Below are 26,905 nucleotides of genomic sequence, written 5' to 3'. Positions count from 1 at the left end.
TCACCGCCGGCCCTTCTCGTCCAGAGTGAGCGTCGCGGCGATCGGGCGGTGGTCGGAGTGGCGGACGGCGGGATTGTCCGCCTCGGCGGCCGAGACGCCGGGCGAGGCGAGGATGTGGTCGATCTGCGCGCCGTCCCCCAGCGAAGTGGGGAAAGGCCGGTAGGGCGCGAGCGGGTCCTCCAAGCCCCAGCCGGTCAGCCTGTCCCAGGCCGATCCGGTCGGTCCGGCGGGAGAGAGGTTGAGGTCCCCGGCGACGATCACGTGCCGCCCCTCCTCGACGGCCGTGCCAACGCGCCTGCCGAGCGAGTTGACCTGCCAGTAGTCGGCCCACGATCCGTCCTCCTCGTAGGCGGGCTGGAAGTGCGTCGCGAAAAGGGAGACGGGTTCGCGGTGCCAGTCGAACCGCGCCTCCAACGCCTGGGCGCCGGTCGGGCCGCTCTCCGGGAGCGGGCGGCTGCGCGTTTCCACGGGGAACCGGCTCAGGAGCGCGTCGCCCCAGAGGGAGTCGGCGGCGGGTGCCCAGTGGACCTCCATATCCATCGCGGCGGCGAACTCCCGCAGGGTGTCTTGCCCGCCGTTGAGCATCCAGCCGCGATCGACCTCGGTCAGCACGACGAGGTCGGCGTCGAGGTTCCGCAGCGCCGCGATCTGTTCGGGGACGGCGTAGCCCCCGTCCTGGCCGAAGCCCATTCGGATGTTATAGGCGGCCAGGCGAATGGAGTCGGGAACGGCCGTCGTGGCAGGCGCGGCGGGCAGGTGGGCCACGACGATCCCGGCCGCGGCGGCCAGAGCCGGAACGACCGCCCACCGCTTGCGGAACGGCGGTGTCAGGAGCGGCTGGCACTCGCGCGATGACCGGTGCACGGCGAAGGCGGCCGCGGTGAGAGCGGCGGCGGCGAGGAACGGCACCGATCCGTTCGGATAACCCATGTCGTAGGCGGCGAAATAGGCGAAGGTCAGCAGCAGGAACGCGAGGAAGCCGAGCAGCAGCCAGGTGGAGGGACTGCCGTTCGGGCGGCGGGGCAGTGCGCAGGCCTGGCCCAGCAGGAAGGCCAGCGCGAGGAAGCCGACGGCGGAGAACGCGACCGCCGGAAGCCCGGGCCCGTCGCCGCCGACGCGGGTGGCGAAGGTGGTCAGTGCGGTGCCGAGGACGAGGATCCCGCCCCACAGCCAAGGGCCCGGCCGTATCTCGCTCTTGAAGCCGATGACGCCGAACGCCGCCCACGCTGCCGTCGGAGCGGCCAGGGCGACGGCGAAGGGGGCGGTCCCGGTCGAGGCGATCGCGAACGGGCCGTTGGCGAAGTACAGCAGGCTCAGGAACAGGGCCGGGCCGAGCAGGAAGAACGAGGCGGGGTGGCTCTCGGCGGCGTGGTGGCGGGCGCCGATGACGGCGGCGATCGCGGCGAGCGCGAGCAGACCGCCCACGGCGGTCGGAACGAGGCCGTCGCGCCAGACGAGGTCGGGGCCGGGCCAGAGGGCGCCCAGGGTCGTGCGGGCGGCGACGGCCAGGAAGACCGACGCGAAGAAGGCGCGGACCGGGATGAACCGGGTCGCCAGCGCGAGATAGGTGAGTGCGGCGACCGTGCCCGCGGTCGCCGTGGCGGCCATGGGCCACCCGTCGGGGGTGAAGGGGAGGGCGGTCCGGGCCGCTATCGCGCCGAGGGCGAAGAATCGCAGGAGGGCGACCTTGCGGCGGAGCCGCCCCGTCAGGAGGAGCAGGGCGAAGGGCAGGAGGAAGGTTCCCAGGGCGTAGGCGCCCATCAGTTCGGCGGGGGTGCTCCCCGCGTCGCCTACGACGGTGGTGAGGCCCGGCAGGAAGACCGCCAGGAGCTCCAGGAGTAGGTAGGACAGGAGGGCAAGTTCGAAACGCACACGCATAGTGAATCCTGTCTATATTTTTGGTGGGATTCAGGATGCCATAAAATCGTGCGCGAGTGAAGGGGGAGGTCACGGGGGATAACCGGCCAGTAGGGGTAGGGGAGGCGCCGTGTCGGCCGATCCCGTTTCGGGACAGGGGAAGCGATGTCTCCGCGGTCGCGGCGGCTCGGCTCGCAGGGGCCGGGAATCCGCCACGACCCGGTGTGTGGTCCTCAGGACCTCAGTGGAACTCCTTGGCCAGGCGGCCGCCGATCTTCAGGATCGTCGCCTGTCCCTCCACCTGTTTCCACTGGTCGGGCAGAGCCCCTTCTCCGAACGCGGCGCCCACCAGGTTCCCGCAGACCGACCCGGTCGAGTCGGAGTCGCCTCCGTGCGACACCGCGGCGGTCAGGGCCGAAGCGGGGTCGGGGGCTCCCAGCGCGCAGTACACGCCGATGCCGAGCGCCTCCTCGGCCGTCCACCCCTCGCCGAGGTGGCGCGCCGATCCCGGCTCGGGCGGAATGCGCCCCGCCAGTTCGTAGGCGGCGTTTAGCGCGTCGGCCGTCTCGGAGGAGGAGGGGTCGCGCTGGAGGTAGAGGAGGGTGTCGTCGACGGCCCGGTTGAGGTCGGCGCCGTTCATGATGTGGGCGGTGATCATGGCGAACGCCCCGGCCGCCTCGGCCGCGGTCGGGTGCCCGTGGGTGATGGTCGCACAGCGGGCGGAGAGGTCGTAGGCGGCTTCGGGGGATAGTCCCATCAGCCCGAACGGGGCCGAGCGCATGACGGTTCCGCAGCCCTTGGAGTCGGGGTTGACGCCCGGGCGGCCCCCGTTGCGGAGTCCGGTGATGCAGGCCTGCCCCGGGGCGCGCCTGTTGTAGAGCCATTCCTCGGAGGCGAGCCCGTGGGCGTGCACGTGGGGCATGGGGAGGCGCTGCGTGTCGAGCCAGTCCAGGTAGGACTTGCGGACGGCGCCGAACTCCTTGCCCGGCCGCGCCTCCAGCAGGCCCTGGGCGGTGAAGAGCGTCATCTGGGTGTCGTCGGAGACGAGGTTGCTGTGCATGTCCCGCACCCCTCCGCTCCCGAACTCGCGCTCGATGGCGCTCCAGGAATGGAACTCGACCCGGTAGCCCAGGGCATCGCCTATGGCGCCTCCGAGGAGGCAGCCGTTGATTCTCTCCGTCGGGGATGGAATGTGAGACATGGCATAGAGTGTAAGTCACTCCTGCGACAGCGCCTCATGCAGTCCGAACCGTCACCCGCGGTGAGGGATCGGCCCGATTCGCACGGGTTCTCGCGGCCCCGGCGGAACCTTCCGCGTCCGCGGGCGGGACCGGCACGTGCCGCGCGAAGCGTTCAGCCGGCCTGGGCGGCGACCGGCTCGCTCTTCTTCGGCTCGGGGACCGTCTCCCTCAGGCGCACCGAGAACTGCAGCGACACGGCCGCGATCATGAGCAGCGCCGAGCCGAGCATGTGCATGCCCACGAGTATTTCGGGCAGGTCGGTGTAGTACTGGACGTATCCGATGAGGCCCTGGCCGGCGATGACGGCGACCAGCGCCCAGCCGGCGCGCTTGACCCGCTCGTGCGCCGAGACGGACTTGAACACCAGCATCATGGCGACGACCAGGCCGATCAGCAGCCAGACCCCGTCGGCGTGCAGCTGCGTCACGGCGGCGGGGTCGAAGCCGGTGCGGCGTGCGTTCTCGTCGCCGGCGTGGGGGCCGGAGGCGGTCACGAGGACCCCCAGCGCGATGACCGCCGCCGAGACCCCGAGGACGACGCGCACCAGGGCGGTGATCCACCGGTCGGTCAGGGCCAGGCGCGGCCCGTCGCTCTCGCCGGCGCGGACGAACAGGGTGGTGGCCAGGGCGACCAGCACCATGGAGAAGAGGAAGTGGGAGCTGACCACGTAGGGGTTGAGGTCGCTCCAGACGGTGATGCCCCCGATGACGCCCTGGAAGGGCATGCCGGCGAGGATGACCGCGGAGAGCGTGACGAGGCCCTTGCGGCGGGGGCGCTGGAGCCACGCGGCGACGAGGGTGATCGCGGCGATCGCGATGAGGACGCCGGTGAGGGTGCGGTTGCCGAACTCGATCGCGCCGTGGACGCCCATCTCGCGCGTGGCGACGAGGGAGTCCTCGGTGCACTTGGGCCACTCGGAGCAGCCCAGGCCGGAACCGGTCAGGCGGACGGCCCCGCCGGTGACTATGATTCCGACGTTGGCGATGAGATTGGCCAGGGCCCAGCCCCGGAGTGCCTTCTGGGAGGCGAACCAGCGGTGCAACACGCCCACACCATAGCCCCGGGCGCACTGGCTGGTCCGTCACACTCCCGCCCTCAGAGATCGACGCCGCAGAACTATTTTAGTAACATTATAGTTGTGGAAATGGTGACGAGGGCTACGAGCAGTCACTCGACCGAGGGGGAGACCCGTCGGCGAGTGTCGGAGCTCCTGCTGGAACGCGGTCACGCGACCGTCAGCGAGCTCGCCTGCGCCCTGGGCATCTCCGCCACCGCGACCCGGCGTCACCTCGACGCCATGGAGGCCGAGGGGCAGGTCGAGTCGACCCGCCCGAAGGCCGCCGGAAGGGGGAGGCCGGCCAAGCACTACCGGCTGTCCGCCGGAGCACGGCAGAATTTCGGACATACGTACGATAACGTGGCTCTGGAGGCCCTGCGGTGGATACGCGACAGGGAGGGCGACGGGGCCGTGCAGTCCTTCGCCGAGTCCCAGGTCGCCATGCTCGAGGAACGCTGCCGGCAGGCGCTGGAGGACTGCGAGTCGGACGACCCGTGGCACAAGGCGCAGGCTCTGGCGGGGGCGCTCTCGGGCGAGGGATACGTCGCCACGGCCTCCACGCTCGCCGGAGGGGGCCAGCTGTGCCAGCACCACTGCCCCGTGGCGGGGGTGGCGGCGGAGTTTCCGCAACTGTGCGAAGCCGAGACAAGGGTCATCAGCAAGCTCTTGGGCGTCCACGTGCAGCGCCTGGCGACCATCGCCAACGGCGACGGAGTCTGCACGACCTACGTCCCGGGCCCGGTACCGTTGCCCGACCCCGCGTGCCGAGCCGACAAGACACAACCGACAGGTCAGAGGTGAGATTTAGATGACCGACGTGAAGAACACCGGTCAGCTGACCCAGGATGAGGCCCTGGAGTCGCTGAAGAATTACGAGTACGGCTGGTCCGACCCGGACGCCGCCGGCGCCAAGGCGAAGCGCGGCCTGACCGAGCAGGTCGTCCGCGACATCTCCGAGCGCAAGAGCGAGCCCGACTGGATGCTCCAGCGCCGTCTCAAGGGTCTGAAGCTCTTCGACCGCAAGCCGATGCCCAACTGGGGCGCGGACCTGTCAGGTATCGACTTCGACCGCATCAAGTACTACGTCGAGGCCTCTGAGAAGCAGGCCGAGAGCTGGGAAGACCTTCCCGAGGACATCAAGAAGACCTACGACAAGCTGGGCATCCCCGAGGCCGAGCGCCAGCAGCTGGTCTCCGGCGTGGCCGCCCAGTACGAGTCGACGGTGCTCTACCACTCCATCCGCGAGGACCTGGAGCAGCAGGGCGTCATCTTCATGGACACCGACACCGGCCTCCGCGAGCACCCCGAGCTGTTCGAGGAGTTCTTCGGAACGGTCATCCCCACCGGCGACAACAAGTTCGCCGCGCTGAACACCTCCGTGTGGTCCGGCGGATCGTTCATCTACGTCCCCAAGGGCGTCCACGTCGACATCCCGCTGCAGGCCTACTTCCGCATCAACACGGAGAACATGGGCCAGTTCGAGCGCACGCTCATCATCGCCGACGAGGGCTCCTTCGTCCACTACATCGAGGGCTGCACCGCGCCGGTCTACTCCTCCGACTCGCTGCACTCGGCCGTCGTGGAGATCGTGGTCAAGAAGGACGCGCGCGTCCGCTACACGACCATCCAGAACTGGTCGAACAACGTCTACAACCTGGTCACCAAGCGCGCCGTGTGCGAGCAGGGGGCGGCCATGGAATGGGTCGACGGCAACCTCGGCTCCAAGGTGACGATGAAGTACCCGGCGGTCGTCATGACCGGCGAGCACGCCAAGGGAGAGGTCCTGTCCGTGGCCATGGCCGGCGCCGGCCAGCACCAGGACACCGGCGCGAAGATGACCCACGCCGCGCCGAACACCTCCTCCAGCATCATCTCCAAGTCCATCTCGCGCGCCGGGGGACGCACCTCCTACCGCGGACTCGTGCAGGTCAACGACGGGGCGTCCAAGTCCGCCTCCACGGTCAAGTGCGACGCGCTGCTGGTCGACACCGTCTCGCGCTCCGACACCTACCCGTACGTCGACATCCGCGAGGACGACGTGGACATGGGCCACGAGGCCACGGTTTCCAAGGTCGGCGAGGACCAGCTGTTCTACCTCATGAGCCGCGGCCTCACCGAGGACGAGGCCATGGCGATGATCGTCCGCGGCTTCATCGAGCCGATCGCCAAGGAACTGCCGATGGAGTACGCCCTGGAGCTCAACCGCCTGATCGAGCTCCAGATGGAAGGCGCCGTCGGGTAGCGGCCGCGAGCAGACAGACCGAAGCCTCCAGAGAGACTGAAAGACACACGCATGAGCATTGAGGTAGCCGCCAGGCCCCACTCCCACGGAGCCGGATCCGAGAAGCCTCCGAAGACCAAGTCGCAGAACCTGCGCTCCTTCAAGGCCGCCGACTTCCCGGCCCTGACCGGCCGGGAGGAGGACTGGCGCTTCACGCCGGTCGCGCGGTTGAAGGGCCTGGACAAGGACGACACCGCCAAGGCCGACACGGTCAAGCGCACCGCGCCGTCCGTGCCCGCCGGGGTCAAGGTCGAGACCATCGCCAAGGACGACCCGCGCCTGGGCTCCATCCTGACGCCCTTCGAGCGTCCCAGCGCCCTGGCCTGGGAGAACTCGAAGGACGCACTGCTGGTGACCGTCGAGGGCAAGGTCGAGGATCCGCTGCGCCTCGACATCCTCGGCGAGGGCGCCGAGGGCGCGAACTGGGCCCACATGTACATCGACGTGGCCGCCGAGGCCGAGGCGACGCTGGTCATGCACCACACCGGCTCGGCCGTCCTGTCCGACAACGTCGAGATCGCCGTGGGCGACCACGCCACGCTCGACCTCGTCTCGATCGTCGAGTGGGACCGCGACGCGGTCCACGTGCAGCACCAGAAGGCCCGCCTGGGCCGCGAGTCCAAGCTCAACCACCTCGCCGTCTCCCTCGGCGGGGACCTGGTCCGCCACTTCCTGTCGATCGACTTCGCCGGCAAGGGCGGCGACGTGGACGCCTACGGGCTCTACTTCGCCGAGGGCGGCCAGCACCTGGAGCACCGCCAGCTGGTCGACCACTCGGTCCCCGACTGCCGCTCCAACGTCGCCTACCGGGGCGCCCTGCAGGGCCGGGACGCGCACACCGTCTGGGTCGGCGACGTCCTCATCGAGGCCGAGGCCACCGGCACCGACACCTACGAGGTCAACCGCAACCTCGTGCTGACCGACGGCGCCCGCGCCGACTCGGTGCCCAACCTCGAGATCGAGACCGGCGAGATCGTCTCCGCCGGCCACGCCTCGGCGACCGGCCGGTTCGACGAGGAGCACCTGTTCTACCTGCGCTCCCGCGGTATCCCGGAGGACGAGGCCCGCCGCCTGGTCGTCCAGGGCTTCTTCAACGAGATCCTCGTGAAGGTCCCCGGCGACGAGCTGCGCGAGCACCTGATCGAGGCCGTCCTGGCCCGACTGGAGGAGAGCGCCCGATGAGCGGCGACTTCCTCCACGTCTGCCCGCTGGGCGACCTGCCCGACGGGGAGGCCGTCCGCGCCGAGATCGACGACCTGGCCATCGCGCTGGTCCGCAAGGGAGACGAGGTCTACGCGATCTCCGACAAGTGCAGCCACGCCGACGTCGCCCTCTCCGAGGGGGACGTCGAGGACTGCACCATCGAGTGCTGGCTGCACGGGTCGACGTTCGACCTGCGCAGCGGGAAGCCGACGGTGCCTCCCGCCACCATCCCCGTCGACACCTACCCGGTGGAGGTGCGCGACGGCGAGGTGTACCTGAGCCTCACACCGCAAGGGTCCGCCGACGCGGCCTGAGACAACACGAAGCTTTATATCCCGAAGGAATACTGGTAAAGAAAATGAGCACTCTGGAAATCCGCGACCTGCACGTTTCGGTCAACACCGACGAGGGCGCCAAGCCGATCCTCCACGGAGTCGACCTGACGATCAAGTCGGGCGAGACGCACGCCATCATGGGCCCCAACGGCTCGGGCAAGTCCACCCTGGCCTACTCCCTGGCCGGCCACCCGAAGTACGAGATCACCTCGGGCTCGGTCACCCTGGACGGCGAGGACGTCCTCGAGATGGAGGTCGACGAGCGGGCCCGCGCCGGCCTGTTCCTGGCCATGCAGTACCCCGTCGAGGTCCCCGGCGTGAGCGTCTCGAACTTCCTGCGCACCGCCAAGACCGCCATCGACGGCGAGGCTCCGAAGATCCGCACCTGGATGAAGGAGCTCAACGGCGCCATGTCCGAGCTGAAGATGGACCCCGCGTTCATCAACCGCAACGTCAACGAGGGCTTCTCCGGCGGTGAGAAGAAGCGCCACGAGATCGTCCAGATGGAGCTGCTCAAGCCCAAGATGGCGATCCTCGACGAGACCGACTCCGGCCTGGACGTCGACGCCCTGCGCGTCGTCTCCGAGGGCGTCAACCACGCCAAGGAGACCACCGACACCGGGCTGCTGCTCATCACGCACTACACCCGCATCCTCCGTTACGTCAAGCCCGACTTCGTCCACGTCTTCGTGGCCGGGAAGATCGCCGAGGAAGGCGGTCCGGAGCTGGCCGACAAGCTCGAGGAAGAGGGCTACGCCGCCTACGAGGCCGCCGCGGCCTAGGACCACCGCGCCGGGGCGGCCCGCCCGCCGCCCCGGCGGACCCCTCGCCCTCAACGGGGCCCTGTATCCGAAACACTCCTCGCGACAGTTAAGAGGGAATGCAGTGACAGCATCACCGACGTTCGACGTGGAGGCCCTCCGCGCGGACTTCCCCATACTCGACCGCCAGGTCAACGGCCACCCGCTGGCCTACCTGGACTCGGCCGCCACCTCGCAGCGCCCGGTGCAGGTGGAGGAGGCCGTGCGAGCGTTCACGCGCCATTCCAACGCCAACATCTCCCGCTCGGTCCACACGCTGGGCGCCGAGGCCACCGAGGCCTACGAGGGCGCCCGCGCGCGCATCGCCCGCTTCATCGGCGCTCCCGCCGCCGAAGAGGTCGTCTTCACCAAGAACTCCACCGAGTCGATCAACCTGGTCGCCTACGCCTTCCAGAACGCCGGCGTCGAGAAGGGCTCCGACCCGCGCTTCATCCTCGGACCCGGCGACGAGATCGTGGTGACCGAGATGGAGCACCACGCCAACCTCGTTCCCTGGCAGCAGCTGGCCGAGCACACCGGCGCCACGCTCAAGTGGCTGGGCATCACCGACGCCGGCCGCCTCGACCTGTCGAACCTCGACGAGGTCGTCACCGAGCGGACCAAGATCGTCTCCTTCGTCCACGTCTCCAACCTCCTGGGGACGATCAACCCGACCGAGCAGATCGTCCGGCGCGCCAGAGAGGTCGGCGCCCTGGTCGCGATCGACGGCTCCCAGGCCGTCCCGCACCTGCCGGTGGACGTCTCCGCCATCGGCGCGGACTTCTACGCCTTCACCGGCCACAAGATGCTCGGTCCGACCGGCATCGGCGCCCTGTGGGGGCGCTCCGAGCTGCTCGCGGCGATGCCGCCGTTCATCTCCGGCGGGTCCATGATCGAGACGGTCACCATGGAGCGCACCACCTTCGCCGCGCCCCCGGCCCGCTTCGAGGCCGGGACGCCGCCGATCGCGGAGGCCGTGGGCATGGCCGCCGCCGCCGACTACCTCGACAAGATCGGCATGGAGGCGGTCCGCGACCACGAGCGCGACCTGGCCGCCTACATGCTGCGGCGCCTCGGGGACGTCGACGGGCTCACCGTCGTCGGCCCGCGCGACACCGCCGACCGCGGGGCCACGGTATCGTTCGACATCGCCGGAGTCCACCCGCACGACGTCGGGCAGGTGCTCGACGCGGACGGCGTGGCCGTGCGCGTGGGCCACCACTGCGCCAAGCCGACCTGCATCCGGTTCGACGTGAACGCGACGACCCGCGCGAGCGCCTACGTGTACACGACCACCGAGGAAATAGACCGCCTGGTAGAGGCGTTGGACAAGGTGCGCGGCGTCTTCGCCTGACACCGCCGAGTCCGATAAGGGAAGCATATGAATCTGGACGAGCTTTATCAGGAAGTGATCCTCGATCACTACAAGAACCCGCGCGGTGCGGGCCTGCGCGACCCCTTCGAGGGGGAGTCGCACCAGGTCAACCCGACGTGCGGTGACGAGATCACGTTGCGTGTCCACCTGGAGGGCGACAAGGTCGCCGACGTGTCCTACGAGAACGTGGGATGCTCGATCTCGAAGGCCTCCGCCTCGGTCATGTACGAGTTGATCAAGGACGTCGAGGTCGGCTCCGCCATGGAGAAGCTCCGGGAGTTCACCGAGCTGATGAACTCCAAGGGCCAGGGGGAGGCCGACGAGGAGACCCTCGAGGACGGTGTCGCGTTCGCGGGCGTCTCGAAGTACCCCATGCGCGTCAAGTGCGCGCTGCTGGGATGGATGGCATTCAAGGACGCCCTGGTCAAGGCCGAGGCCGGACACGAGAACTAGGAGGGGACCATGAGCGAGACCCAGGCTGAGACCCCGGCCGCCGAGACGGCCGAGGAGACCCCGTCGCAGGACGGGGCGGAGAAAGTGAAGCACGAGGACATCCTCGAGGCCATGAAGGACGTCGTCGACCCCGAGCTGGGCATCAACGTCGTCGACCTGGGCCTGGTGTACGGCGTGCACGTCGACGAGGAGCTGACGGCGACGATGGACATGACGCTCACGTCGGCGGCCTGTCCGCTGACCGACGTCATCGAGGACCAGACCCGCTCGGCGCTCACCGAGGGACCCGGCGGGGGACTGGTGAAGGACGTCCGCATCAACTGGGTGTGGATTCCGCCGTGGGGTCCGGACAAGATCACCGACGACGGACGCGACCAGCTGCGCGCTCTGGGCTTCAACGTCTAGGGTGAGTTAGTCTTGGAGGGACCGGCCCGCGGGCCGGTCCCTTTTCGTATACCCCCGGACAGGAAGGCACTGCCATGGCCCGAGTTCGCCCGGCCCCCGGCGGCGGCCGCGTCGTCGAGGTCGAGCCCGAGCGGCTCGACCGGTGGATCGGCGGCTTCGCGGAGCGCAACGGCGGCATCGCGTCCCGCGAGCTTGCAGGGGACGTCTGGACCCTCCGGGGCGGTGACGGCACCGTCGCCGAGGTGACGTGGCTGCTCGATCCGGGGGCGCCCGTCCGCTGGAACGCCGACGGGATCGCGGTGGAGAACTTCCCGCTGGCCGCCGAGTCCGAGCTGCGCCTTCCCCGCCGCTACGGGATCCTGGTGGTGCGCAAGGGTGCCCACAGCGTCGCGATCGTGGACGAGCGGGGGCGGGTGGTGCGTTCCAAGACGGACTCCTCCTATGTGCAGGGCAAGACCAAGGCCGGCGGGCAGTCCCAGCAGCGCTTCGCACGGCGCCGGGGCGAGCAGGCCAAGGCGGCGCAGAAGAAGGCCGTCGCCGCCGTCCGCGCGGTTCTCGGGGCGGCCGAGTTCGACGTGCTGGTCGCCGGCGGCCCGGCCGAGTCGGTGCTGTCCGAGGCTGGGCTCGCCTCCTTCCGGCCCTCCGTCCACTTCGGCGACGTGGGGGAGCCCAAGCGGGCCCTGGCCCTGGAGCTGTGGGAGCGGGCGCGGTCCTTTGAGATCCTCGTACGCGGGGGTGTACAGGGATAACCCTTGCCCCCGGGCCCCGGTTCGTCAATGTGCGGGGTCCGGTGCGGCGTCCGGGCACCATTCTGGGCAATCGGTACAGTCTCTGAATCAATACTTCTATACATCAACATATTCCGATAGTCTCTAGCCATCGGCGGGCCGAGGTCCGCCGGATCCACACAACAGGGCCACCGGGCGAACACGCAGCCCCTCCCGGTGCCACAAAGGACAAGGATTGCACACTATGGCTAGAACGCACAGGAGCTTCGGCCGGGCCTTGAGACGGCTGGGGGTGGTCGCCGCGGCCTCCGCGGCGCTCCTCATCGGCTCATTCTCCGCCACCGGCGCGGTCGCCAACGAGACCGAGGGCGACGTCGGCGCGAACATCGTCGGCGGCGGCCCCGCGACCGAGGAGTACCCGTTCATGGCGGCTCTGCTCAGCGGCGGACGCCAGATCTGCGGTGCCACGCTCGTCTCGGACCGCTGGCTCGTCACCGCCGCGCACTGCACCGGCGGCAGCATGTCGGTGCGGCTCGGCTCGCACAACCGCTCCAGCGGCGGCGAGGTCGTCCCGGTGTCCCAGTACATCAACCACCCCAGCTACAACGGCGGGAACCACGACATCGCCCTGCTGGAGCTGTCGCGGTCGGTCTCCTTCGAGCCCGCCCAGATGGCGTCCTCCGCTCCCGGCAGCGGAACCGGCGTGCGCCTGCTCGGATGGGGCCAGACCTGCCCGCAGCGCGGCTGCGACGGTGGATCGGAGACGTTGAAGGAGCTCAACACCAGCGTGCTGGCGTCCTCCAACTGTCAGACGTGGGGTCAGGGCGACCTCTGCATCGACGGCAGCACCTCCCAGACCGCCTGTTACGGCGACTCCGGCGGACCGGCCCTGCAGAGCACCGGGTCCGGCTGGGTCCTCGTGGGCGACACCTCGCGGGCCGGGGACTACAACTCCACCTGCGGGACCGGCAATGTCATCTACACCTCGGTGGCCGACCACCGCGACTGGATCGACCAGTACGTCGACGGCTCCGACCCCGGACCCGGTCCGGGCGGCTGCGAGGACCGCTCCAACGGCGAGAACGGCTCCCTGTCCAACGGGCAGACCGCGGTCCACCCCGACGGCAGCTACTTCCAGGCCGGGGCCGGCTCCCACAGCGGGTGCCTGAAGGGCCCGGACGGGACCGACTTCGACCTGCACCTGCAGCGCTGGAACGGTTCTTACTGGCAGACGGTCGCCTCGGGCACCACGCCCCAGTCGGAGGAGACGGTCTCCTACGACGGATCGGCCGGCTACTACCGCTGGATCGCCGAGTCCTACAGCGGTTCCGGGTCCTACTCCATCGGATGGGACCAGCCGTAGGCATTGCCGAATAGAGAGGGGCTCGAGTTTCCCGGGCTCCTCCGCACCGGCCGGTGGCCGGCGGAACGGCGACCCCGTCCGCCGGTCACCGGCTTGTCACCGCCGTGCATAGGACAGTCAATAGAAGACTCTCATTTTTCCTGGTGATACGATTTTCGCGTCCATGATTCCGCCCGCGCGGACACCACCCCGACCCGTCTTATCCAGGAGGATTTCCTTGCCCCCCAAGACACTGATTCGCGGCGGAGCCGCGATCGCGGCCACCGCGGCCGCTCTGGCCTTCCCGTCGGCGGCCTTCGCCACCACGACGGTGGGCATCAACGACGACCACCTCGACAAGCCCGCCACCGAAGCCGAGCAGGGCTGCGAGGACGGCTACCTCGGCGAGGTCGACGAGTCCCTCGACTACTGGGTCTTCGTCCTTCCCAAGGCGACCGGGGACCAGTTCGTCTCGGTGACGGTCACCTACGACAAGGGCGACGGAATCCAGGAGACCCTCGCGATCCCCGGAGACGGCTGGATCGTCGAGGGCAGCGGCGACAACAAGGCCGTCCTGCCCACCGAGGCCGGCTGGACCATCGCCTCGGCCGAGGCCGAGATCGAAGGCGACGGCAAGAAGGACTTCTTCAACCTGACCCACACCTGCGCCGCCACCGAGGAGTCCGGCGAGAACCCGGAGGGCCCGGACAACCCGGACGAGTCGGAGAACCCCGACGAGACCGCTCCCGCCGAGGAGGAGGGCTCCACTGAGGAGGTCGCCGACGAGGGTGAGGAGACCCTGCCGACGACCGGTGCCTCCCGCACCGCCGTCATCGGCGGTGCCGCGGCCCTGGCCGCCGCCGGCGCCGGAACGCTGTTCTTCCTGCGCCGCCGCAACGCCTCTGCGGAGCACTAAGGGCAGTAGCCCGAGCTGAACGCGGATGTAACGTGTCGGCCCCCGCCCAACGGGCGGGGGCCGACACGTGTTCCGGGGCAGGCAGAAGGAAAGCACGCGCGCCCCCGCACGGAGACGGTGAACTTCAGCCGGGCCCGTTAGCGACGTCTGAGGGGGCGGCCCGACCGAGGCCGACGGGGCGGCGAGAACCGCTCAGTCGGCCTTTTTCTTCGCCGAGCGCCGCCGCAGCAGCGCCCCGACGGCCCAGCCGGCGGCGAAGACGACGACCAGCATGATCCACATCGGCATCTCGACCTTCGCGACCCACAGCCGGACGGACACCTCTTGGGTGTTGGCGATGACGAACCAGGCGGCCAGGCCGATGATGACCACGGCGCCTATGATGCGCGGCAGCGGGCTCTTCCGCGCGGATTCGGACTCGGACATGGCGGCCTCCTCAAGGTCCGTGACGGGCGTCCAGTGTAGGCCCGGGAGGCGCCCGCGGTCCGGAGAACGGCCCCGCTAACACCTGTTTGGTGGCCCGGGCGTCGTCGGCCCTGGCCTTGTCGTCGGAGGGCTTGGGCGTGTGCACGTCGCCGCGCAGCTTGAGGTCCGGCAGGAACAGAGTGAGGATCACCGAGACGACGGCGATGGAGGCGGCCACGAGGAACACCCTGTCCATGGCGTCGGTGAAGGCCAGCTGCGCGGCCTCCTGGACCGGACCGGGCAGGCGGTCGATGACGGCGGGCGACTCGAGGTCGCCCCCGGAGAATCCGGAGTCGCGCATCTGCTGGAGCTGCTCGGGCGTCAGCTCCTGGACGACGGCGGGCATCTGCTCCTCGAGGCGGTTGCCGACCGTGGAGTTCATGACAGCGCCCAGCGCTGTGGTGCCGACGGCGCCGCCGAGCGAGCGGGCGAAGTTGTTGGTGGCGGTGCCCGCGCCCAGGTCCTCGACGGACACGATGTTCTGCATGGCGAGCACCAGGGGCTGCATGAACATGCCCATGCCGACGCCCAGGACCACCAGGTAGGCCGCGCCGACGGTGAGGTCGATGTCCACGTGCACCTGGCTGAACAGCCCGAGCCCGACGGTGGTGACCACGGACCCGGCCACGAGGAAGGGCTTGTAGCGGCCGGTCTTGGTCGTCAACTGCCCCACGACGACGGAGGAGGCGACGACCGAGATCGCCATGGGCAGCAGCATGAGCCCCGCCTGGGTGGGGGAGTAGCCGCGAACGCTCTGCAGGAACAGGGGGATGTAGACCATTCCCGCGAACATGGACACGCCGAAGATGAAGGCGATGAGGGCCGCCAGGGAGAAGGTGGCCTTCCTGAACATCCGCAGCGGCAGGATGGGCTCGGAGGCGCGGGTCTCGGTGACGATGAACGCGACGGTGAGGACCGCCGCCGCGACCAGGAGCGTGATGATCGTCGGCGAAGACCAGGCGTACGTGCCGCCGCCCCAGGTGAGAGCGAGCATGAGGCTGACGACGGCCGGCACCAGGAGCGCGGCGCCGAGGATGTCGATCTTGTGGCCGCGCCGCTCGGCGGGGTGGCGGGCGAGCACGCTGTTGACGGCGAGGACGGCCACCACGCCCAGGGGAATGTTGATGTAGAAGATCCAACGCCAGTCGAAGTCGGCGAAGAAACCGCCGAGCACGGGGCCGAGCACGGAGGACACGGCGAAGACGCCGCCGAAGTACCCCAGGTACTTGCCGCGGGCGCGGGGAGAGACCACATCGGAGACGATGGTGAAGGAGAGCGTCATGAGGCCGCCGGCGCCGATGCCCTGGAGCCCGCGGAAGACCACCAGCTGCCACATGTTCTGCGAGATACCGGCGAGGGCGGAGGCGATGAGGAAGATGACGATGGCGGTGACGATGACCCTGCGCCGCCCGAACTGGTCGGACAGCTTCCCGTAGAGGGGCGTCGTCGCGGTGAGCGCGACGAGGTACGCGGTGACCACCCAGGTGTACTCGTCCATCCCCTGGAGGTCGCCCACGATGGTCGGCAGGGCGGTGCCCACGATGGACTGGTCGAGCGCCGCCATGAACATGGTGACCATGAGGGCGCCGAAGAGGGCGATCAGCTGCCGTTTCGGCAGCAGGGTCCCGGGGACGTCGGCTTCTGCGGGTTTCTCGCTCACGCCACTCATCGTAATGACGTGAGCGTCCGCCGCATCGGCCATTGCGTGAAAACGGCCCGGCGGAGAGCCGGGCCGTCTCAGATCAAGCGTGGTCGCGGGGGAGTGTCAGCCCTGGTCACTGGCCAGGGCCGAGAGGCGCTCCTCGCGGAGCCGGTTCGGCCACGTGTCGTCGAGGGGCTGCAGCTGGCGGCCGCCGGTGGCCCACGAGATGAGCAGGTCGGCCAGGAGCGGGTTGCGGGCGAGCGCGGGGCCGTGCATGTAGCTGCCCACGACGTGGCCGGCCCAGGCGCCCTCGTGCTGCCCGTCGTTGCCGATGCCGTGCGTGACCTTCGCCAGCGGCTGGACCGCGGACCCCAGGTGGGTGCGCCCGCCGTGGTTCTCGAAACCGGTGATGGGTCCGATGCCCAGGTTCGGGTGGGACTCCCCGGCGACCTCGCCGACGGCGCGGCTCTCGCCGCGGTCGGAGCGCAGGTCGAGGATGCCCAGCCCCTGGCAGCGCTCGCCCGAGGCGACGAAGCTCTCGCCCAGCAGCTGGTAGCCGGCGCAGATGCCGAGGACGGGGACGCCCCGGTCGGCGGCCTGGCGGAGGGTGCCGTCCTGGACGAGCCGCTGGGCCGCCACGGCCTGGGGGCCGTCTTCGCCTCCGCCGATGAGGTAGAGGTCGGCCTGGTAGGGGAGCGGTTGGTCGGAGCGGACCCCGATGGGCTCCACCTCGATGCCCCTCGCGCGGGCGCGGTGGGCTATGGCCAGGAGGTTTCCGCGGTCGCCGTAAGTGGAGAGAAGGTCCGGGTAGACCCACACCACACGCAGGTAGCTGTTTGACACGCGCCCAGTTTAGCATTGCCGGAACCGCTGGCCCGCTGGGAAAAATGCGGGGGTGGGCCGCCTCGCCGGAAGCGGGACGGCACGGCTCCCTCCCTGTTCCCGGGTCGCATGGGCGGAGGCCGTCGTGTTTGGAGCCGGGGTGCCGCCTCGGTGAGGACGGGCCGCTCAGATCCAGCCCTGCTCCCAGGCTTCGCGGGCGGCGGCATGGCGTGTGCGGGCGCCGAGTTTCGCCATGGCGGAGGACAGGTAGTTGCGGACGGTCCCCTGGGCCAGGTGGACTTCGGCGGCTATCTCCTTGACCGACCCGCCCTTGCGGGCCGCCGCGAGCACTTCCAGCTCTCGGTCGGTCAGCGGGCACGCCCCCTCGGTGAGCGCCGAGGCGGCGATGGCCGGGTCGACGTAGCGTTTCCCGTCGCGGACGTCGCGCAGGATCCGGGCGAGCTGCTCGGCCGCGGTCGTCTTCGGGACGAACGCCGAGACCCCGGCGGCCAGGGCGCGGCGGAGGACGCCCGGCCGCGCGTGGCGGGTGACCAGCACGGTCTGGAACCCCTCTCCGGCCTCGGCGCTCATGCGCTCGGCGACGACCAGCCCGTCGGCCGGGGGCATCTCCAGGTCGAGCACGGCGATGTCGGGCCGGTGGCGGCGGAAGGCGGCGAGCGCCTCGTCCCCGTCGCCGGCCTCGGCGACCACCTCCAGGTCGGGCTCCAGGTCGAGCAGGGCCGTCATCGCGCCGCGAATGAGCGCCTCGTCGTCGGCCACCAGCAGCCTGATCACGGGCGCTCCGCGGGGAGGGAGGCGGAGACGGTGAACTCGCCGCCGTCCCAGGCGGTCGCGAGCGTTCCCTCGCGGAAGCGTTCTTCGAGCATGGCGAGTCCGTTCCCGTGCGGTCCGGGTGCGGGGGCACCGTCGTTGACTATGACGACGTCAATGGTATCGGCCCCGGCCTCGAGCGTCAGGGCCGCCCGAGTCGCCTCGGAGTGGCGGAGGATGTTCGTGGTGGCCTCCCGGACGAGCAGCCCCAGGGCCTTCTGCCGGTCCGGGGCGGCCTCGAGGGAGGCGGGGGCGTCGAGGTCGACGGCGATCCCGGCCGAGGTGAGGATGCGGGCGGCGTTCTCCACCTCGGTCGCGAGGGTGATCTCGCGGTAGCCGGTGACGAGTTCGCGGGTGTCGCTGAGGCCTTGGCGGGCCAGGGACTCGATGTCGTTGAGCTGGGCGGCGGCGGCCTCGGGGTCGGCGGCCATGAGCCGTCGCGCCAGCTCGGCCTTGAGGGTGATCGCCTGGAGGTTGTGCCCCTGGATGTCGTGGAGCTCGGCGGCGAAGCGGAGCCGCTCGTCGGCCACGGCCAGGTCCGCGGCCAGGCCGCGGGCCTCCTCCAGCTGGACGGCCACGCGATAGTTCCACACCTGCGTCCACGTCGACCAGGCCATGAACGAGGCCAGGAGTGCTCCGACGGGGGCGAGGACGAGGTCCATCCGGCCGAGGAGCGCCGGAACCGCCATGACGGCCATGACCGCCAGCCCGAAGTACGAGAGGCGGCGGGCCACGTGGCCGTGTCCGGCCGAGGCCAGCGGATATGCGCCCAGCCCGGTGGCTGCCAGGGCCCACGGGAAGGGGTTGCCGGCGTCGTAGGTCACCGCCACTGCCGCCAGCCAGACCGCGATGCCGATCAGCCAGTGGGTCCGCGAGAGCGGAAGCGTCTCGACGTCGAGGGTCTGGACCCCCGAGAGGATCGCGAAGACTCCCGAGGCCAGGAGCAGGGCGGCGGCGACCACGGCCCGGACCGGGTGGTCGACCATGGAGGGCGCCAGGGCGAAGACCGCCCCGGCGGTGAAGAACATCGGGAAGAGGACCAGGGTCAGCCAGGTGTAGGACCTCAGCCGCGCCAGGTCGCGCCGAGGCGAGTCGGTGAGCGGGTGCATGCTGCCATTTCAGCACCTCCCGGCCGTGGAATCCACTCGGGGAGCGGCCGATGACAAATGTCATCGCGATCGGTGACGAGTGCCCGGGAGACCGCGGCGGAACGGCACTACCGGGCGCGAGCGGCACGGGCGACAGTGGAGTCATGGAAGCGAACACCTTGCACAGCACGACGACCGCCCCGGATCCGGCGGCCCTGCCCCCGGCGTTCTCCGCCCGGGGCCTGACGGTGAGGTACGGCTCGTTCACCGCCGTGGACACTGTGGACTTCTCCGTGCGGCCCGGGCAGATCTTCGCCCTCCTCGGCACGAACGGGGCCGGCAAGACCACCACGGTGGAGACCCTCCTGGGCCTCCACCGCCCCCATGGCGGACAGGTCCGGGTGCTCGGCGTCGACCCGGCGGCCGACCGCCGCCGGCTCTCCCGCGAGGCGGCCGTCATAGGCCAGGAGACCGGCTTCGCGGAGGACCTCACCGTCGCCGAGACCGTCCGCCTCTGGTGCGGGCTGCACCGGCTCCGGCCGCCGTCGGGGCTGCTGGAGAAGGTCGGCCTCGACCACCGCTCCGGCATCCGCGTCGGCGCCCTGTCCGGCGGTGAGAAGCGCCGCCTGGACCTGGCGCTGGCCTTGGTCAACCGGCCCAAGGTGCTCTTCGCCGACGAGCCGACCACCGGCCTGGACCCCGCCTCCCGCAAGCAGACCTGGAAGATTCTCCGCGGCCTCGCCGACGGGGGAACGGCCGTCCTCCTGACCACCCACTACCTCGAAGAGGCCGAGCGGCTGGCCGACCGCATCGCGATCATGAACGCGGGCAGGCTGGTCGCCTCCGGCACCCTCGCCGAGATCACGGCCGGGCTCCAGGCCACCGTCTCCGGAGCGGTCTCGCCCCGGCCGGACTGGCGCCCCCTCCAGGGCGAACTGTCCGGATCGCTGTCCTTGGAAGGCAAGGAATTCCGCATCACCACGGGGGCGCTCCAGGACGACCTCCACCGCCTCCTCCAGTGGGCGGCGCGCTCCGGAGTGGAGCTGGAGGGCCTCGAAGCCCGGCAGGGCTCCCTCGACGACCTGTTCACCACCATCGGCACCCACGCCGGATAGGAGACCCTCCCATGGCTTCCACCGCCGCCGCGCCCGCCTGGGCCGCCCTCGCCTCGGCCGAGGCGAGGCTCATCGTCCGCAACAAGGCCGTCCTGCTGACGGCGCTCGCCCTCCCGCTCGTCTTCGGGCTGGCGGTCATGAACTACGACCTCCCCGCCGGAGGAACGGGATCGATCGTGGGCCTCCAGGTGATCGGGACCCTCCTGTTCACCGTCTACCTGGGATTCACCATGACGCTGGTCTCCCGCCGCCAGCAGCTGCTGCTCAAGCGGATGCTCTTCGCCCCCGTCTCCCACGCGACCCTCATCGGAGGCCTGCTCGCTCCCATGGCGGTCGTCGCCTTCGTCCAGACGGCGCTGCTGGCCGGACTGGCGGGAGCCGCCACGGGAACCGCGCCGCAGCGAGTCGACCTGCTGATCGCCGCCGTCCTCGTCGGCACCGCCATGTCGGCCGCCCTCGGGTTCGCCACGGCCTCGTTCACCAAGACGGCCGAGTCGGCACAGTACACCACCATTCCCGGTTTCATCGTCATCGCCGCCGGCACTCTGGCGGTCCTGTCGAAGACGCCCGGCGAGGTCGTTCCGTGGGTGCTCGCCGTCCCCGGCGCGGCGGTCGTCGAGCTGGCCCGCCTGGGCTGGAACGGGGGAGGGGACACCGCGTACGTGCTCACCGCCTGCGGCCTGGTCATCGTCGGAGCGGCCGTCCCCGCCGCGGTCGCCGCGAAGGTCTTCCACTGGAATCCCAAGCGATAGGAAGGGCTCCGATGTTCGAAGAGATACTGCGCTCCTACACCACGCTGCGGCTCCCCGACCGGCCGGCGACGGAGATCGCGGCGGCGGTGATCGCCCTGGCGGTCATAGTCCCGCTGTCGCTGTGGCGCTTCGACGGAGCCACCGTCCTCGTGCTGCCCGCGATCGCCGTCGTCTACTGGGGGATCAGGGTCGCGATCGTCCTGGGGCGCCGAGACTGAGGAGACCGGGGAACAGGAAGGAGAGGGGACCGCCGGAACACCCCGGCGGTCCCCTCGCTCGTCGCGGGCGTCAGTTGACGCGGTTGAACTCCTTGCGGATGTCCTGGAAGGCGGTGTAGTTCGCCACGACCTCGGCGTCTCCGGCCGGGACGGACTCGATGGCCGCCGAGATGTCGTCGACGACGTGGAAGGTCACCCCGTCGATCTGGAGGCGGACGGCCAGGTCGGTGCGCCGGTCGCCGATGACGATGACGTGGCGTCCGCGCAGGCTCGAGAAGTCGACGTCGTAGATCCACGACGTGTCGAAGCCGTCGACCTCGCGCGCGTTGAGGGCGAGGACGACCGGCAGTCCGTCGCGGACCATGTCGAAGTTCTCCAGCCAGCCGGCCGGGTTCTTGGCCAGCAGCAGCCGCAGGCGGCGCCCGTCGCGCTCGACGGTGGCGTAGCGTCCGGCGACGGACTCGACGGTGGTCAGGCGCGGGGCGGCCTGGTGGGGCGAGACGCCGAACTGGGCGGCCACTGCCAGCGCCATGGCGGCGTTGGCGCGGTTGATCTTGCCCGGCAGGCGCAGGTCGATCTCGACGCGCGATCCGTCGGGGGCCATGACGGCGCTGCCCTGGTCGGCGACGGTCCACGTGGGGTTGGGGCGGGTGAAGCCGCAGGAGGGGCAGCGCCAGAACTCGCCGAAGCGGTCGAGGTGCTTGCCGCAGACGGGGCAGATGGAGGAGTCGGCCGTCCAGTTCTGTCCGCCGGCGACCCAGACCACGCGCTGCGCCGGCTGGGCGGCCCACACGATGAGCGGGTCGTCGGCGTTGGCGACCACGACCGTCTCCTGGATCTGGTTCTCGATGATCTCGCGCCACTTGGCGGCCAGCGAGGTCACCTCCATGGCGCGGTCGAGCTGGTCGCGGCTGAGGTTGAGCAGCGCCACGACCTTCGGGCTGGTCGCCTCGAGCAGCTGCCCGAGGTAGTGCTCGTCGACCTCGAGGGCCGCCAGCTCGGCGCCCATCTGCTTGGCCAGCGCCGTGGTGTGCCCGGTGGGCATGTTGGCGCCGAAGGAGTTCGTCGCCACCGCCCCGGCGGCCTCCATGGCCGCGGTGGCGAATCGCGTCGTGGTGGTCTTGCCGTTCGTGCCCGACACGAGGGCCACCCCGCGCCCCTCGGCGAGGAGGTTCAGCAATTGGGGCTCGACGACGAGGCCGACGCGGCCGCCGATGACGGAGCCGTCTCCCCTGCCGGTCGCACGCGAGAGGGCAGCGGCCCCCCGCAGCAGAACAGTCGCGAACTTCGCACGCGCCGTCAGCTTTCCGCTCAACGCAGCCACCAGACCTTCCACTCGGATGACGTTTCGGGACGGATTAAGTGTGGCACATCGGAGCGCCGCGCCCCCACTCGCCGCAGGGGGAAGCAGCCCACTCCACTTCACACCACCCCCGTCCAACAGCGGAAAGAGGACAACAGGGCTGAATTTGAGGCACATTCGGGCCCAGGTGTGGGGCAGAGTGGAGTAAAGTGGGGCGAAGTAGGAAACCGGACCCGACCGGTCGGTGCGGAAGGAGGCGCGGCCATGTTCCTCGGCACGCACACTCCCCGCCTGGACGACAAGGGGCGCTTGGCCTTTCCCGCCAAGTTCCGCCCCGCGCTCGCCGACGGACTGGTCGTCACCAAAGGACAGGAGCGCTGCCTGTACGTCTTCACGCTCGCCGAGTTCACCAAGCTGGCCGGCGAACTGGACCAGAGCCTGACGGCCCCCAAGGCCGTCCGGGCCTATAACCGTGTGTTCTTCGCGTCAGCCCATGACGAAAGTCCTGACGGCCAGGGGCGGGTGACCCTACCCGCACGGCTGCGCGAATACGCTGGTATCGAGCGGGACACCGTCGTCATCGGCGCGATGAACCGCATCGAGGTCTGGGACTCCTCGGCCTGGGACTCCTACCTGGAGTCCACCGAGGACGCCTTCGCCGACGACGCAGAAGACGAAGAGCAGGAGAACGATTCATGAGCGCACCGCATGTCCCCGTCATGCTGGAGGAGATCCTCGACTACCTGAAGCCGGCGCTCGGCGCGCCCGGAGCGGTGGCCGTGGACGGCACTCTCGGGGCCGGTGGCCACACCGAGGCCATGCTCGAGGCGCACCCGGAGCTGACGGTCATCGGGCTCGACCGGGACCCCAGCGCACTGGCGATCGCCGGAGAGCGCCTGGAGCGCTTCGGCGAGCGGTTCGTCCCCTACCAGGCCGTCTACGACGCCATCGGCGACGTGGCCCGCGAGCTGGGCCGCGAGTCGGTCGACGCCGTCCTGTTCGACCTCGGCGTCTCCTCGATGCAGATCGACCGGACCGAGCGCGGGTTCGCCTACTCCACCAACGCGCCCCTGGACATGCGCATGGACCCCGGCGACGGTCTCACCGCCGAGCGAGTCCTCGCCACCTACGAGGAGAAGGACCTCGCGAGGATCCTCCGCGTCTACGGCGAGGAGAAGTTCGCCTCGCGCATCGCCAGAGCCGTGGTGGAGGCGCGCTCCTCACGCCCCATAGCGACCTCCGAGTCCCTGGTCGACCTCGTCCGGGAAGCGATCCCCGCGGCCGCGCGCCGCAAAGGGGGCAACCCGGCCAAGCGCACCTTCCAAGCGCTGCGCATCGAGGTCAACCGCGAACTCGACACCTGGGAGCGGGCCCTGCCCGCCGCCCTGGACCTCCTGGCACCGGGAGGACGCATAGCGGTCCTGTCCTACCACTCCCTGGAGGACAGGATCACCAAGCGGGAGCTGTCCCGACGCTCCAAGTCCACCTCGCCCAAGGGACTGCCGGTGGAACTGCCGGGGACCGGGCCCACCTTCAAGGCCCAGTCCAACAAGGCGCGGCAACCGTCCGCCGCCGAGCAGGCCCGAAATCCGCGCTCCGCACCCGCCCGACTGCGCTGCGCCGAACGACTGACCGACACGTCGCCAGGAGGATGACCATGACCGACAACGGGCCCCGCGCCAACGCAGACGAGATCATCCGGGCCGCGCGCCGCCGCGCCCGGGCCGAGGCCTCGCGCTCCCGCCAGCAGCAGGCCGCGCTGGAGGATCCGTCGACCGTCGGCGACCTCACCGACGGCGGCCTCGCCCTCGACCCCGCCTACGAGGTCGAGACGGCCCCCGAGGCGCCGGCCGCTCCCCGGACCGCGCCGCGCACCTCGCCGCGGCCCCGCCGCGCCGCGGAGCCCTCGCGCCGGGCCCTGACGGCGCCGGACATCGCCGCCGTGCCGCGCCCGGCCTTCGTCACCGGCGTCATCTCCCTGGTGGCCGTGGCCATCGTGGGGCTCCTGCTCCTCAACGCGTCGATCAACAACGACTCCTACCGCCTGGACGAGCTCAAGGACCAGCAGGCGTCGATGACCGAGACCGAGCAGGCCCTGGACGACGAGCTGTCCCAGCTGAAGACGCCCAACAACCTCGAGGCCGCCGCCGAGCGCCTCGGCCTCGTCGAACCGGAGAAGGTGACCTATATGGACCTGGAGACCGGTGAGAAGTTCGACAGCCCGAGGAGCGGAGATTAATTGGCGCCCTCAGACGACAACTCACAGCGCGAGCCCTCGTCGATCTCGAGGGCCCGCCGGTACTCCCCGCGCGGAAAGACCCTGCGCGAGTCCAACCCCAACCAGCGCAAGCGCACCAGCGCCCAACGCGAGGAGCCGCCGGCGCCGGCCGACGGCGACCCGAGGGCCGAACGCCGCCGCCGCGCCGCCGAGCGCTCGCGCCGCCGCCGCGAGGCCGAGGCCGCCGAGGCGCCCCCCTCCGCCCCGGCCGACACGGGACGCCGCAGCGGAAAGACCGCCTCCGGCACCCGAAAGCGCCCCCCTCGCCAGGAGTCCGACGGTGCCTCGCGTCCCGCGGGAGAGCGCCGGCGGGCCTCCGGCTCCACGGCCGCCCCAAAGAAGCGCGCTCCCAAACAGGGCTCCCCCAAGAAGCGCGCTCCGAAACAAGGACCACCGGGCACCAAGCGGAAGACCCAGTCCCCGACCGCCTCCCGCTCCCCGCGCGCCCCCAAGACCGCCCCCCGCCCCCGCCGTGAACGGACCCAGGTCCGCAGCCTCCACGGACACCCCCAGATGGGCGACCCGCGCCGTCGCATGAAGATCATGGCCACCTTCGTCATCCTCCTGCTCGTGGTCTCCGGCGCCCGCCTCATCCAACTGCAGCTTTTCGACGCCGCACGCTACGCCGAGGCCGCGCACGCGCAGCGGCTCACCGTCGAACCGGTGCCCGCCGCCCGCGGAACCGTCCTGGACCGCAACGGAAACCGCCTCGTCTACACCGTCGACGCCAACTACATCGGCGTGGACCCGCAGATGGTCGAGGGCGACCCCGGCGAACTGGCCGCCCAGCTCGCCCCGCTCGTGGGCCGCCCCGCCTCGGAGCTGGAACCCCTCATCGCGACGGACACCTCCCCGGACGGCAAGGAGGTCCGCTTCGCCTACCTCCAGCGGGGCGTCGACACCGCCATCGGCAAGAAGATCGAGGCCATGGAGAACCCGGGACTCGTCGTGGGCCACGACGCCCGCCGCGTCGCGCACGGCCGCGACCTGGCCGCCAACATCCTCGGCTTCACCAACATCGACGGACAGGGCATGGCCGGCATGGAAGCCTCCTACGACGACTGGCTGGCGGGCAAGGACGGCGAGATCTCCTACGAGCGCTCGGCCGACGGAAAGCGCATCCCCGGCGCCTTCTACCGCGAGGACCCCGCCGAGCCCGGACGCGACCTCGACCTGACCATCGACTGGGACCTCCAGTACCAGACCCAGCAGATCCTCGAGGACGCGATGGACGACTCGTCCGGCAAGTGGGGGTCGGCGATCGTCATGGACTCCGCCACCGGAGAGGTCCTCGCCATGGCCTCCAGCCCCACCTACGACGCGGCCGACCCTGGCGACCTGAAGGACGCGCAGATGCGCGACTACGCCACCGGCCAGGTCAACGACCCCGGATCGATCCACAAGGCGATCACCTTCGCCGCCGCCCTCAACGAGGGCGTCATAGGGCCCGACGAGTCCTGGTACGTCGACCAGACGATCAACAAGGGCGGGACGGTCTACCAGGACACCTACCCTCACGGCGGCGCCGAGCTGCGCGTGGAGGGGATGCTCGCGCAGTCGTCCAACGTCGGGACCATCGAGGCGGCCGACCGGCTCGGCGCCGAGGCCCTCTACGAGTACCAGCAGGAGTTCGGGCTCGGGAAGCCGACCGGTGTCGGCATGCCGGGCGAGGCGCCGGGCATGCTCCTGCCTCCCGACGAGTGGTCGGGCACGTCCTACGGCTCCATCCCCATCGGACACGAGAACACCGCCTCGCTCATTCAGATGGCCGCGGCCTACAACGTGATCGCCAACGACGGCGTCTACAAACAGCCCAACCTCGTGACGGGCGAGGCCGCCGGCGAGAAGAGCGGCCACGACGGCGACCGCGTCCTGAAGGCCGAGACGGCCGAGGAGATGCAGCACCTCCTGCAGGCGCCGATCTACGCCGACACCGGAACCGGTAAGAACGCCGCCCTGGACGGCTACGCCATCGCCGGCAAGACCGGTACGGGCAAGCTGGTCCAGGACGGCGAGTACCAGCCCGGCAGCGTCGCCTCCTTCGCAGGGTTCGGCCCCGCCGACGGCGACGCGCGCTACGTGGTCGCCGTGAGCATCTACGACCCGAGCAACCAAGGCGGCGGCGCCGTGACCGGAAAGGCCTTCGGGGAGCTCAACGAGATGGCGCTGCAGTACTACGGGGTCAAGCCCGACCCGGAGGCGAGCCCGGAGTTCCGCGAGTTCGCCTAGACGAATGTTTCCCATCGGCGCCGCGCGGAGCGTCGGCGCCGACCTGGAGTTCTACGCAAGGAGCGGAATCGTGTCCCAGTGCGTCAGATCCGTTCTTTCGCGTGGTCGAGGCGTCCTGGCAGACGTCCGACCACCCGAAAGGGCGGAGATGGCGTGCTGGGGCGCGATT

Annotated in this window: 27 protein-coding genes; 18 read left to right on the top strand and 9 right to left on the bottom strand. The window is 70.2% G+C overall.

Annotated elements, in window-relative coordinates; all coding sequences use genetic code 11:
• From ACFTE1_RS10520 to ACFTE1_RS10510, 3 genes are all read right to left on the bottom strand, one after another.
• The gene (locus ACFTE1_RS10520) at positions 1-1,872 is read right to left on the bottom strand and encodes an endonuclease/exonuclease/phosphatase family protein (RefSeq protein ID WP_380622069.1); all 1,872 of its coding nucleotides are present in this window, start codon (positions 1,870-1,872) and stop codon (positions 1-3) included.
• Between the two features lie 226 nt (positions 1,873-2,098).
• The gene (locus ACFTE1_RS10515; protein ID WP_380622071.1) at positions 2,099-3,058 is read right to left on the bottom strand and encodes an ADP-ribosylglycohydrolase family protein; all 960 of its coding nucleotides are present in this window, start codon (positions 3,056-3,058) and stop codon (positions 2,099-2,101) included.
• Between the two features lie 152 nt (positions 3,059-3,210).
• A complete protein-coding gene (locus tag ACFTE1_RS10510; RefSeq protein WP_380622073.1) occupies positions 3,211-4,143 on the bottom strand; it encodes a COX15/CtaA family protein in 933 nt (310 codons plus the stop codon).
• 99 nt (positions 4,144-4,242) lie between these two features.
• On the opposite strand from ACFTE1_RS10510, the gene ACFTE1_RS10505 reads away from it, so the two are divergent.
• The 11 genes from ACFTE1_RS10505 to ACFTE1_RS10455 all read left to right on the top strand — a co-directional run bounded on the left by ACFTE1_RS10505 (position 4,243) and on the right by ACFTE1_RS10455 (position 13,993).
• Positions 4,243-4,956: a helix-turn-helix transcriptional regulator gene (locus ACFTE1_RS10505; protein ID WP_380622076.1), complete on the top strand. Its 714-nt coding sequence runs from the start codon at positions 4,243-4,245 to the stop codon at positions 4,954-4,956.
• Positions 4,957-4,963: 7 nt separating this feature from the next.
• The gene (gene sufB / locus ACFTE1_RS10500; protein WP_380622078.1) at positions 4,964-6,397 is read left to right on the top strand and encodes a Fe-S cluster assembly protein SufB; all 1,434 of its coding nucleotides are present in this window, start codon (positions 4,964-4,966) and stop codon (positions 6,395-6,397) included.
• Between the two features lie 51 nt (positions 6,398-6,448).
• Positions 6,449-7,618 carry a Fe-S cluster assembly protein SufD gene (sufD, locus tag ACFTE1_RS10495; RefSeq protein WP_380622080.1) on the top strand — a complete coding sequence of 390 codons (1,170 nt, stop codon included), beginning with the start codon at positions 6,449-6,451 and terminating at the stop codon, positions 7,616-7,618.
• A complete protein-coding gene (locus tag ACFTE1_RS10490) occupies positions 7,615-7,953 on the top strand; it encodes a bifunctional 3-phenylpropionate/cinnamic acid dioxygenase ferredoxin subunit (protein WP_380622082.1) in 339 nt (112 codons plus the stop codon). The genes sufD and ACFTE1_RS10490 overlap by 4 nt, the downstream gene beginning before the upstream one ends.
• Positions 7,954-7,997: 44 nt before the next feature.
• Positions 7,998-8,756, top strand: a complete 759-nt coding sequence (sufC, locus tag ACFTE1_RS10485; protein WP_380622084.1) for a Fe-S cluster assembly ATPase SufC — start codon at positions 7,998-8,000, stop codon at positions 8,754-8,756.
• 103 nt (positions 8,757-8,859) lie between these two features.
• On the top strand, positions 8,860-10,128 hold the full coding sequence (locus ACFTE1_RS10480) for a cysteine desulfurase (protein ID WP_380622086.1): 1,269 nt from the start codon (positions 8,860-8,862) through the stop codon (positions 10,126-10,128).
• A gap of 27 nt (positions 10,129-10,155) precedes the next feature.
• Positions 10,156-10,602 carry a Fe-S cluster assembly sulfur transfer protein SufU gene (sufU, locus tag ACFTE1_RS10475; RefSeq protein ID WP_380622088.1) on the top strand — a complete coding sequence of 149 codons (447 nt, stop codon included), beginning with the start codon at positions 10,156-10,158 and terminating at the stop codon, positions 10,600-10,602.
• Positions 10,603-10,611: 9 nt separating this feature from the next.
• Positions 10,612-11,007, top strand: a complete 396-nt coding sequence (locus tag ACFTE1_RS10470) for a metal-sulfur cluster assembly factor (RefSeq protein ID WP_380622090.1) — start codon at positions 10,612-10,614, stop codon at positions 11,005-11,007.
• Positions 11,008-11,081: 74 nt separating this feature from the next.
• A complete protein-coding gene (locus tag ACFTE1_RS10465) occupies positions 11,082-11,756 on the top strand; it encodes an acVLRF1 family peptidyl-tRNA hydrolase (RefSeq protein WP_380622092.1) in 675 nt (224 codons plus the stop codon).
• Between the two features lie 223 nt (positions 11,757-11,979).
• Complete coding sequence (locus ACFTE1_RS10460) at positions 11,980-13,098, top strand: S1 family peptidase (RefSeq protein ID WP_380622095.1); 1,119 nt, start codon at positions 11,980-11,982, stop codon at positions 13,096-13,098.
• 217 nt (positions 13,099-13,315) lie between these two features.
• Entirely contained in the window at positions 13,316-13,993 is a 678-nt protein-coding gene (locus ACFTE1_RS10455) for an LPXTG cell wall anchor domain-containing protein (RefSeq protein WP_380622098.1), read from the top strand.
• 192 nt (positions 13,994-14,185) lie between these two features.
• Here ACFTE1_RS10455 and ACFTE1_RS10450 read toward each other — a convergent pair whose 3' ends face one another.
• The 5 genes from ACFTE1_RS10450 to ACFTE1_RS10430 form a co-directional block, all read right to left on the bottom strand.
• Positions 14,186-14,419, bottom strand: a complete 234-nt coding sequence (locus tag ACFTE1_RS10450) for a LapA family protein (RefSeq protein ID WP_380622100.1) — start codon at positions 14,417-14,419, stop codon at positions 14,186-14,188.
• Between the two features lie 10 nt (positions 14,420-14,429).
• Entirely contained in the window at positions 14,430-16,118 is a 1,689-nt protein-coding gene (locus ACFTE1_RS10445) for an MDR family MFS transporter (RefSeq protein WP_380622102.1), read from the bottom strand.
• A 105-nt stretch (positions 16,119-16,223) separates the two neighbouring features.
• On the bottom strand, positions 16,224-16,943 hold the full coding sequence (locus ACFTE1_RS10440; RefSeq protein ID WP_380622104.1) for a type 1 glutamine amidotransferase: 720 nt from the start codon (positions 16,941-16,943) through the stop codon (positions 16,224-16,226).
• A gap of 165 nt (positions 16,944-17,108) precedes the next feature.
• The gene (locus tag ACFTE1_RS10435; protein ID WP_380622106.1) at positions 17,109-17,717 is read right to left on the bottom strand and encodes a response regulator transcription factor; all 609 of its coding nucleotides are present in this window, start codon (positions 17,715-17,717) and stop codon (positions 17,109-17,111) included.
• Entirely contained in the window at positions 17,714-18,862 is a 1,149-nt protein-coding gene (locus tag ACFTE1_RS10430) for a sensor histidine kinase (protein ID WP_380622108.1), read from the bottom strand. The genes ACFTE1_RS10435 and ACFTE1_RS10430 overlap by 4 nt, the downstream gene beginning before the upstream one ends.
• A gap of 50 nt (positions 18,863-18,912) precedes the next feature.
• Here ACFTE1_RS10430 and ACFTE1_RS10425 point away from each other — a divergent pair, with 50 nt between their 5' ends.
• From ACFTE1_RS10425 to ACFTE1_RS10415, 3 genes are read left to right on the top strand one after another with little or no spacing between them, the layout of a single operon-like run.
• Positions 18,913-19,956 (top strand): ABC transporter ATP-binding protein, encoded by a 1,044-nt coding sequence (locus ACFTE1_RS10425; protein ID WP_380622110.1) that lies wholly within the window; start codon positions 18,913-18,915, stop codon positions 19,954-19,956.
• Between the two features lie 11 nt (positions 19,957-19,967).
• Positions 19,968-20,708, top strand: a complete 741-nt coding sequence (locus ACFTE1_RS10420) for a hypothetical protein (RefSeq protein ID WP_380622113.1) — start codon at positions 19,968-19,970, stop codon at positions 20,706-20,708.
• An 11-nt stretch (positions 20,709-20,719) separates the two neighbouring features.
• On the top strand, positions 20,720-20,926 hold the full coding sequence (locus ACFTE1_RS10415; RefSeq protein WP_380622116.1) for a hypothetical protein: 207 nt from the start codon (positions 20,720-20,722) through the stop codon (positions 20,924-20,926).
• A gap of 70 nt (positions 20,927-20,996) precedes the next feature.
• Here ACFTE1_RS10415 and ACFTE1_RS10410 read toward each other — a convergent pair whose 3' ends face one another.
• Positions 20,997-22,241, bottom strand: coding sequence for a Mur ligase family protein (locus tag ACFTE1_RS10410; protein WP_380622237.1), 1,245 nt, complete (start codon positions 22,239-22,241; stop codon positions 20,997-20,999).
• Between the two features lie 252 nt (positions 22,242-22,493).
• Here ACFTE1_RS10410 and mraZ point away from each other — a divergent pair, with 252 nt between their 5' ends.
• From mraZ to ACFTE1_RS10390, 4 genes are read left to right on the top strand one after another with little or no spacing between them, the layout of a single operon-like run.
• The gene (mraZ, locus tag ACFTE1_RS10405) at positions 22,494-22,928 is read left to right on the top strand and encodes a division/cell wall cluster transcriptional repressor MraZ (protein WP_380622118.1); all 435 of its coding nucleotides are present in this window, start codon (positions 22,494-22,496) and stop codon (positions 22,926-22,928) included.
• Positions 22,925-23,884, top strand: a complete 960-nt coding sequence (rsmH, locus tag ACFTE1_RS10400) for a 16S rRNA (cytosine(1402)-N(4))-methyltransferase RsmH (protein ID WP_380622121.1) — start codon at positions 22,925-22,927, stop codon at positions 23,882-23,884. Before mraZ ends, rsmH begins: the two co-directional genes overlap by 4 nt.
• Positions 23,885-23,886: 2 nt before the next feature.
• Positions 23,887-24,468, top strand: coding sequence for a hypothetical protein (locus ACFTE1_RS10395; protein ID WP_380622123.1), 582 nt, complete (start codon positions 23,887-23,889; stop codon positions 24,466-24,468).
• Positions 24,469-26,736: a peptidoglycan D,D-transpeptidase FtsI family protein gene (locus ACFTE1_RS10390; protein ID WP_380622124.1), complete on the top strand. Its 2,268-nt coding sequence runs from the start codon at positions 24,469-24,471 to the stop codon at positions 26,734-26,736.
• The last annotated feature ends 169 nt before the right edge of the window (positions 26,737-26,905 follow it).

Source organism: Salininema proteolyticum (genome assembly GCF_042685645.1).
Taxonomy (GTDB): Bacteria; Actinomycetota; Actinomycetes; order Mycobacteriales; family Micromonosporaceae; genus Salininema; species Salininema proteolyticum.
This window is presented reverse-complemented; position numbering and strand designations above follow the sequence as displayed.

Coding starts and splice junctions, on each gene's coding strand:
- ACFTE1_RS10515 (WP_380622071.1), bottom strand. CDS start 3,058: ATGTCTCACATTCCATCCCCGACGGAGAGAATCAACGGCTGCCTCCTC.
- ACFTE1_RS10505 (WP_380622076.1), top strand. CDS start 4,243: ATGGTGACGAGGGCTACGAGCAGTCACTCGACCGAGGGGGAGACCCGT.
- sufB (WP_380622078.1), top strand. CDS start 4,964: ATGACCGACGTGAAGAACACCGGTCAGCTGACCCAGGATGAGGCCCTG.
- sufD (WP_380622080.1), top strand. CDS start 6,449: ATGAGCATTGAGGTAGCCGCCAGGCCCCACTCCCACGGAGCCGGATCC.
- ACFTE1_RS10490 (WP_380622082.1), top strand. CDS start 7,615: ATGAGCGGCGACTTCCTCCACGTCTGCCCGCTGGGCGACCTGCCCGAC.
- sufC (WP_380622084.1), top strand. CDS start 7,998: ATGAGCACTCTGGAAATCCGCGACCTGCACGTTTCGGTCAACACCGAC.
- sufU (WP_380622088.1), top strand. CDS start 10,156: ATGAATCTGGACGAGCTTTATCAGGAAGTGATCCTCGATCACTACAAG.
- ACFTE1_RS10470 (WP_380622090.1), top strand. CDS start 10,612: ATGAGCGAGACCCAGGCTGAGACCCCGGCCGCCGAGACGGCCGAGGAG.
- ACFTE1_RS10465 (WP_380622092.1), top strand. CDS start 11,082: ATGGCCCGAGTTCGCCCGGCCCCCGGCGGCGGCCGCGTCGTCGAGGTC.
- ACFTE1_RS10460 (WP_380622095.1), top strand. CDS start 11,980: ATGGCTAGAACGCACAGGAGCTTCGGCCGGGCCTTGAGACGGCTGGGG.
- ACFTE1_RS10450 (WP_380622100.1), bottom strand. CDS start 14,419: ATGTCCGAGTCCGAATCCGCGCGGAAGAGCCCGCTGCCGCGCATCATA.
- ACFTE1_RS10430 (WP_380622108.1), bottom strand. CDS start 18,862: ATGCACCCGCTCACCGACTCGCCTCGGCGCGACCTGGCGCGGCTGAGG.
- ACFTE1_RS10425 (WP_380622110.1), top strand. CDS start 18,913: ATGACAAATGTCATCGCGATCGGTGACGAGTGCCCGGGAGACCGCGGC.
- ACFTE1_RS10420 (WP_380622113.1), top strand. CDS start 19,968: ATGGCTTCCACCGCCGCCGCGCCCGCCTGGGCCGCCCTCGCCTCGGCC.
- ACFTE1_RS10415 (WP_380622116.1), top strand. CDS start 20,720: ATGTTCGAAGAGATACTGCGCTCCTACACCACGCTGCGGCTCCCCGAC.
- mraZ (WP_380622118.1), top strand. CDS start 22,494: ATGTTCCTCGGCACGCACACTCCCCGCCTGGACGACAAGGGGCGCTTG.
- rsmH (WP_380622121.1), top strand. CDS start 22,925: ATGAGCGCACCGCATGTCCCCGTCATGCTGGAGGAGATCCTCGACTAC.
- ACFTE1_RS10395 (WP_380622123.1), top strand. CDS start 23,887: ATGACCGACAACGGGCCCCGCGCCAACGCAGACGAGATCATCCGGGCC.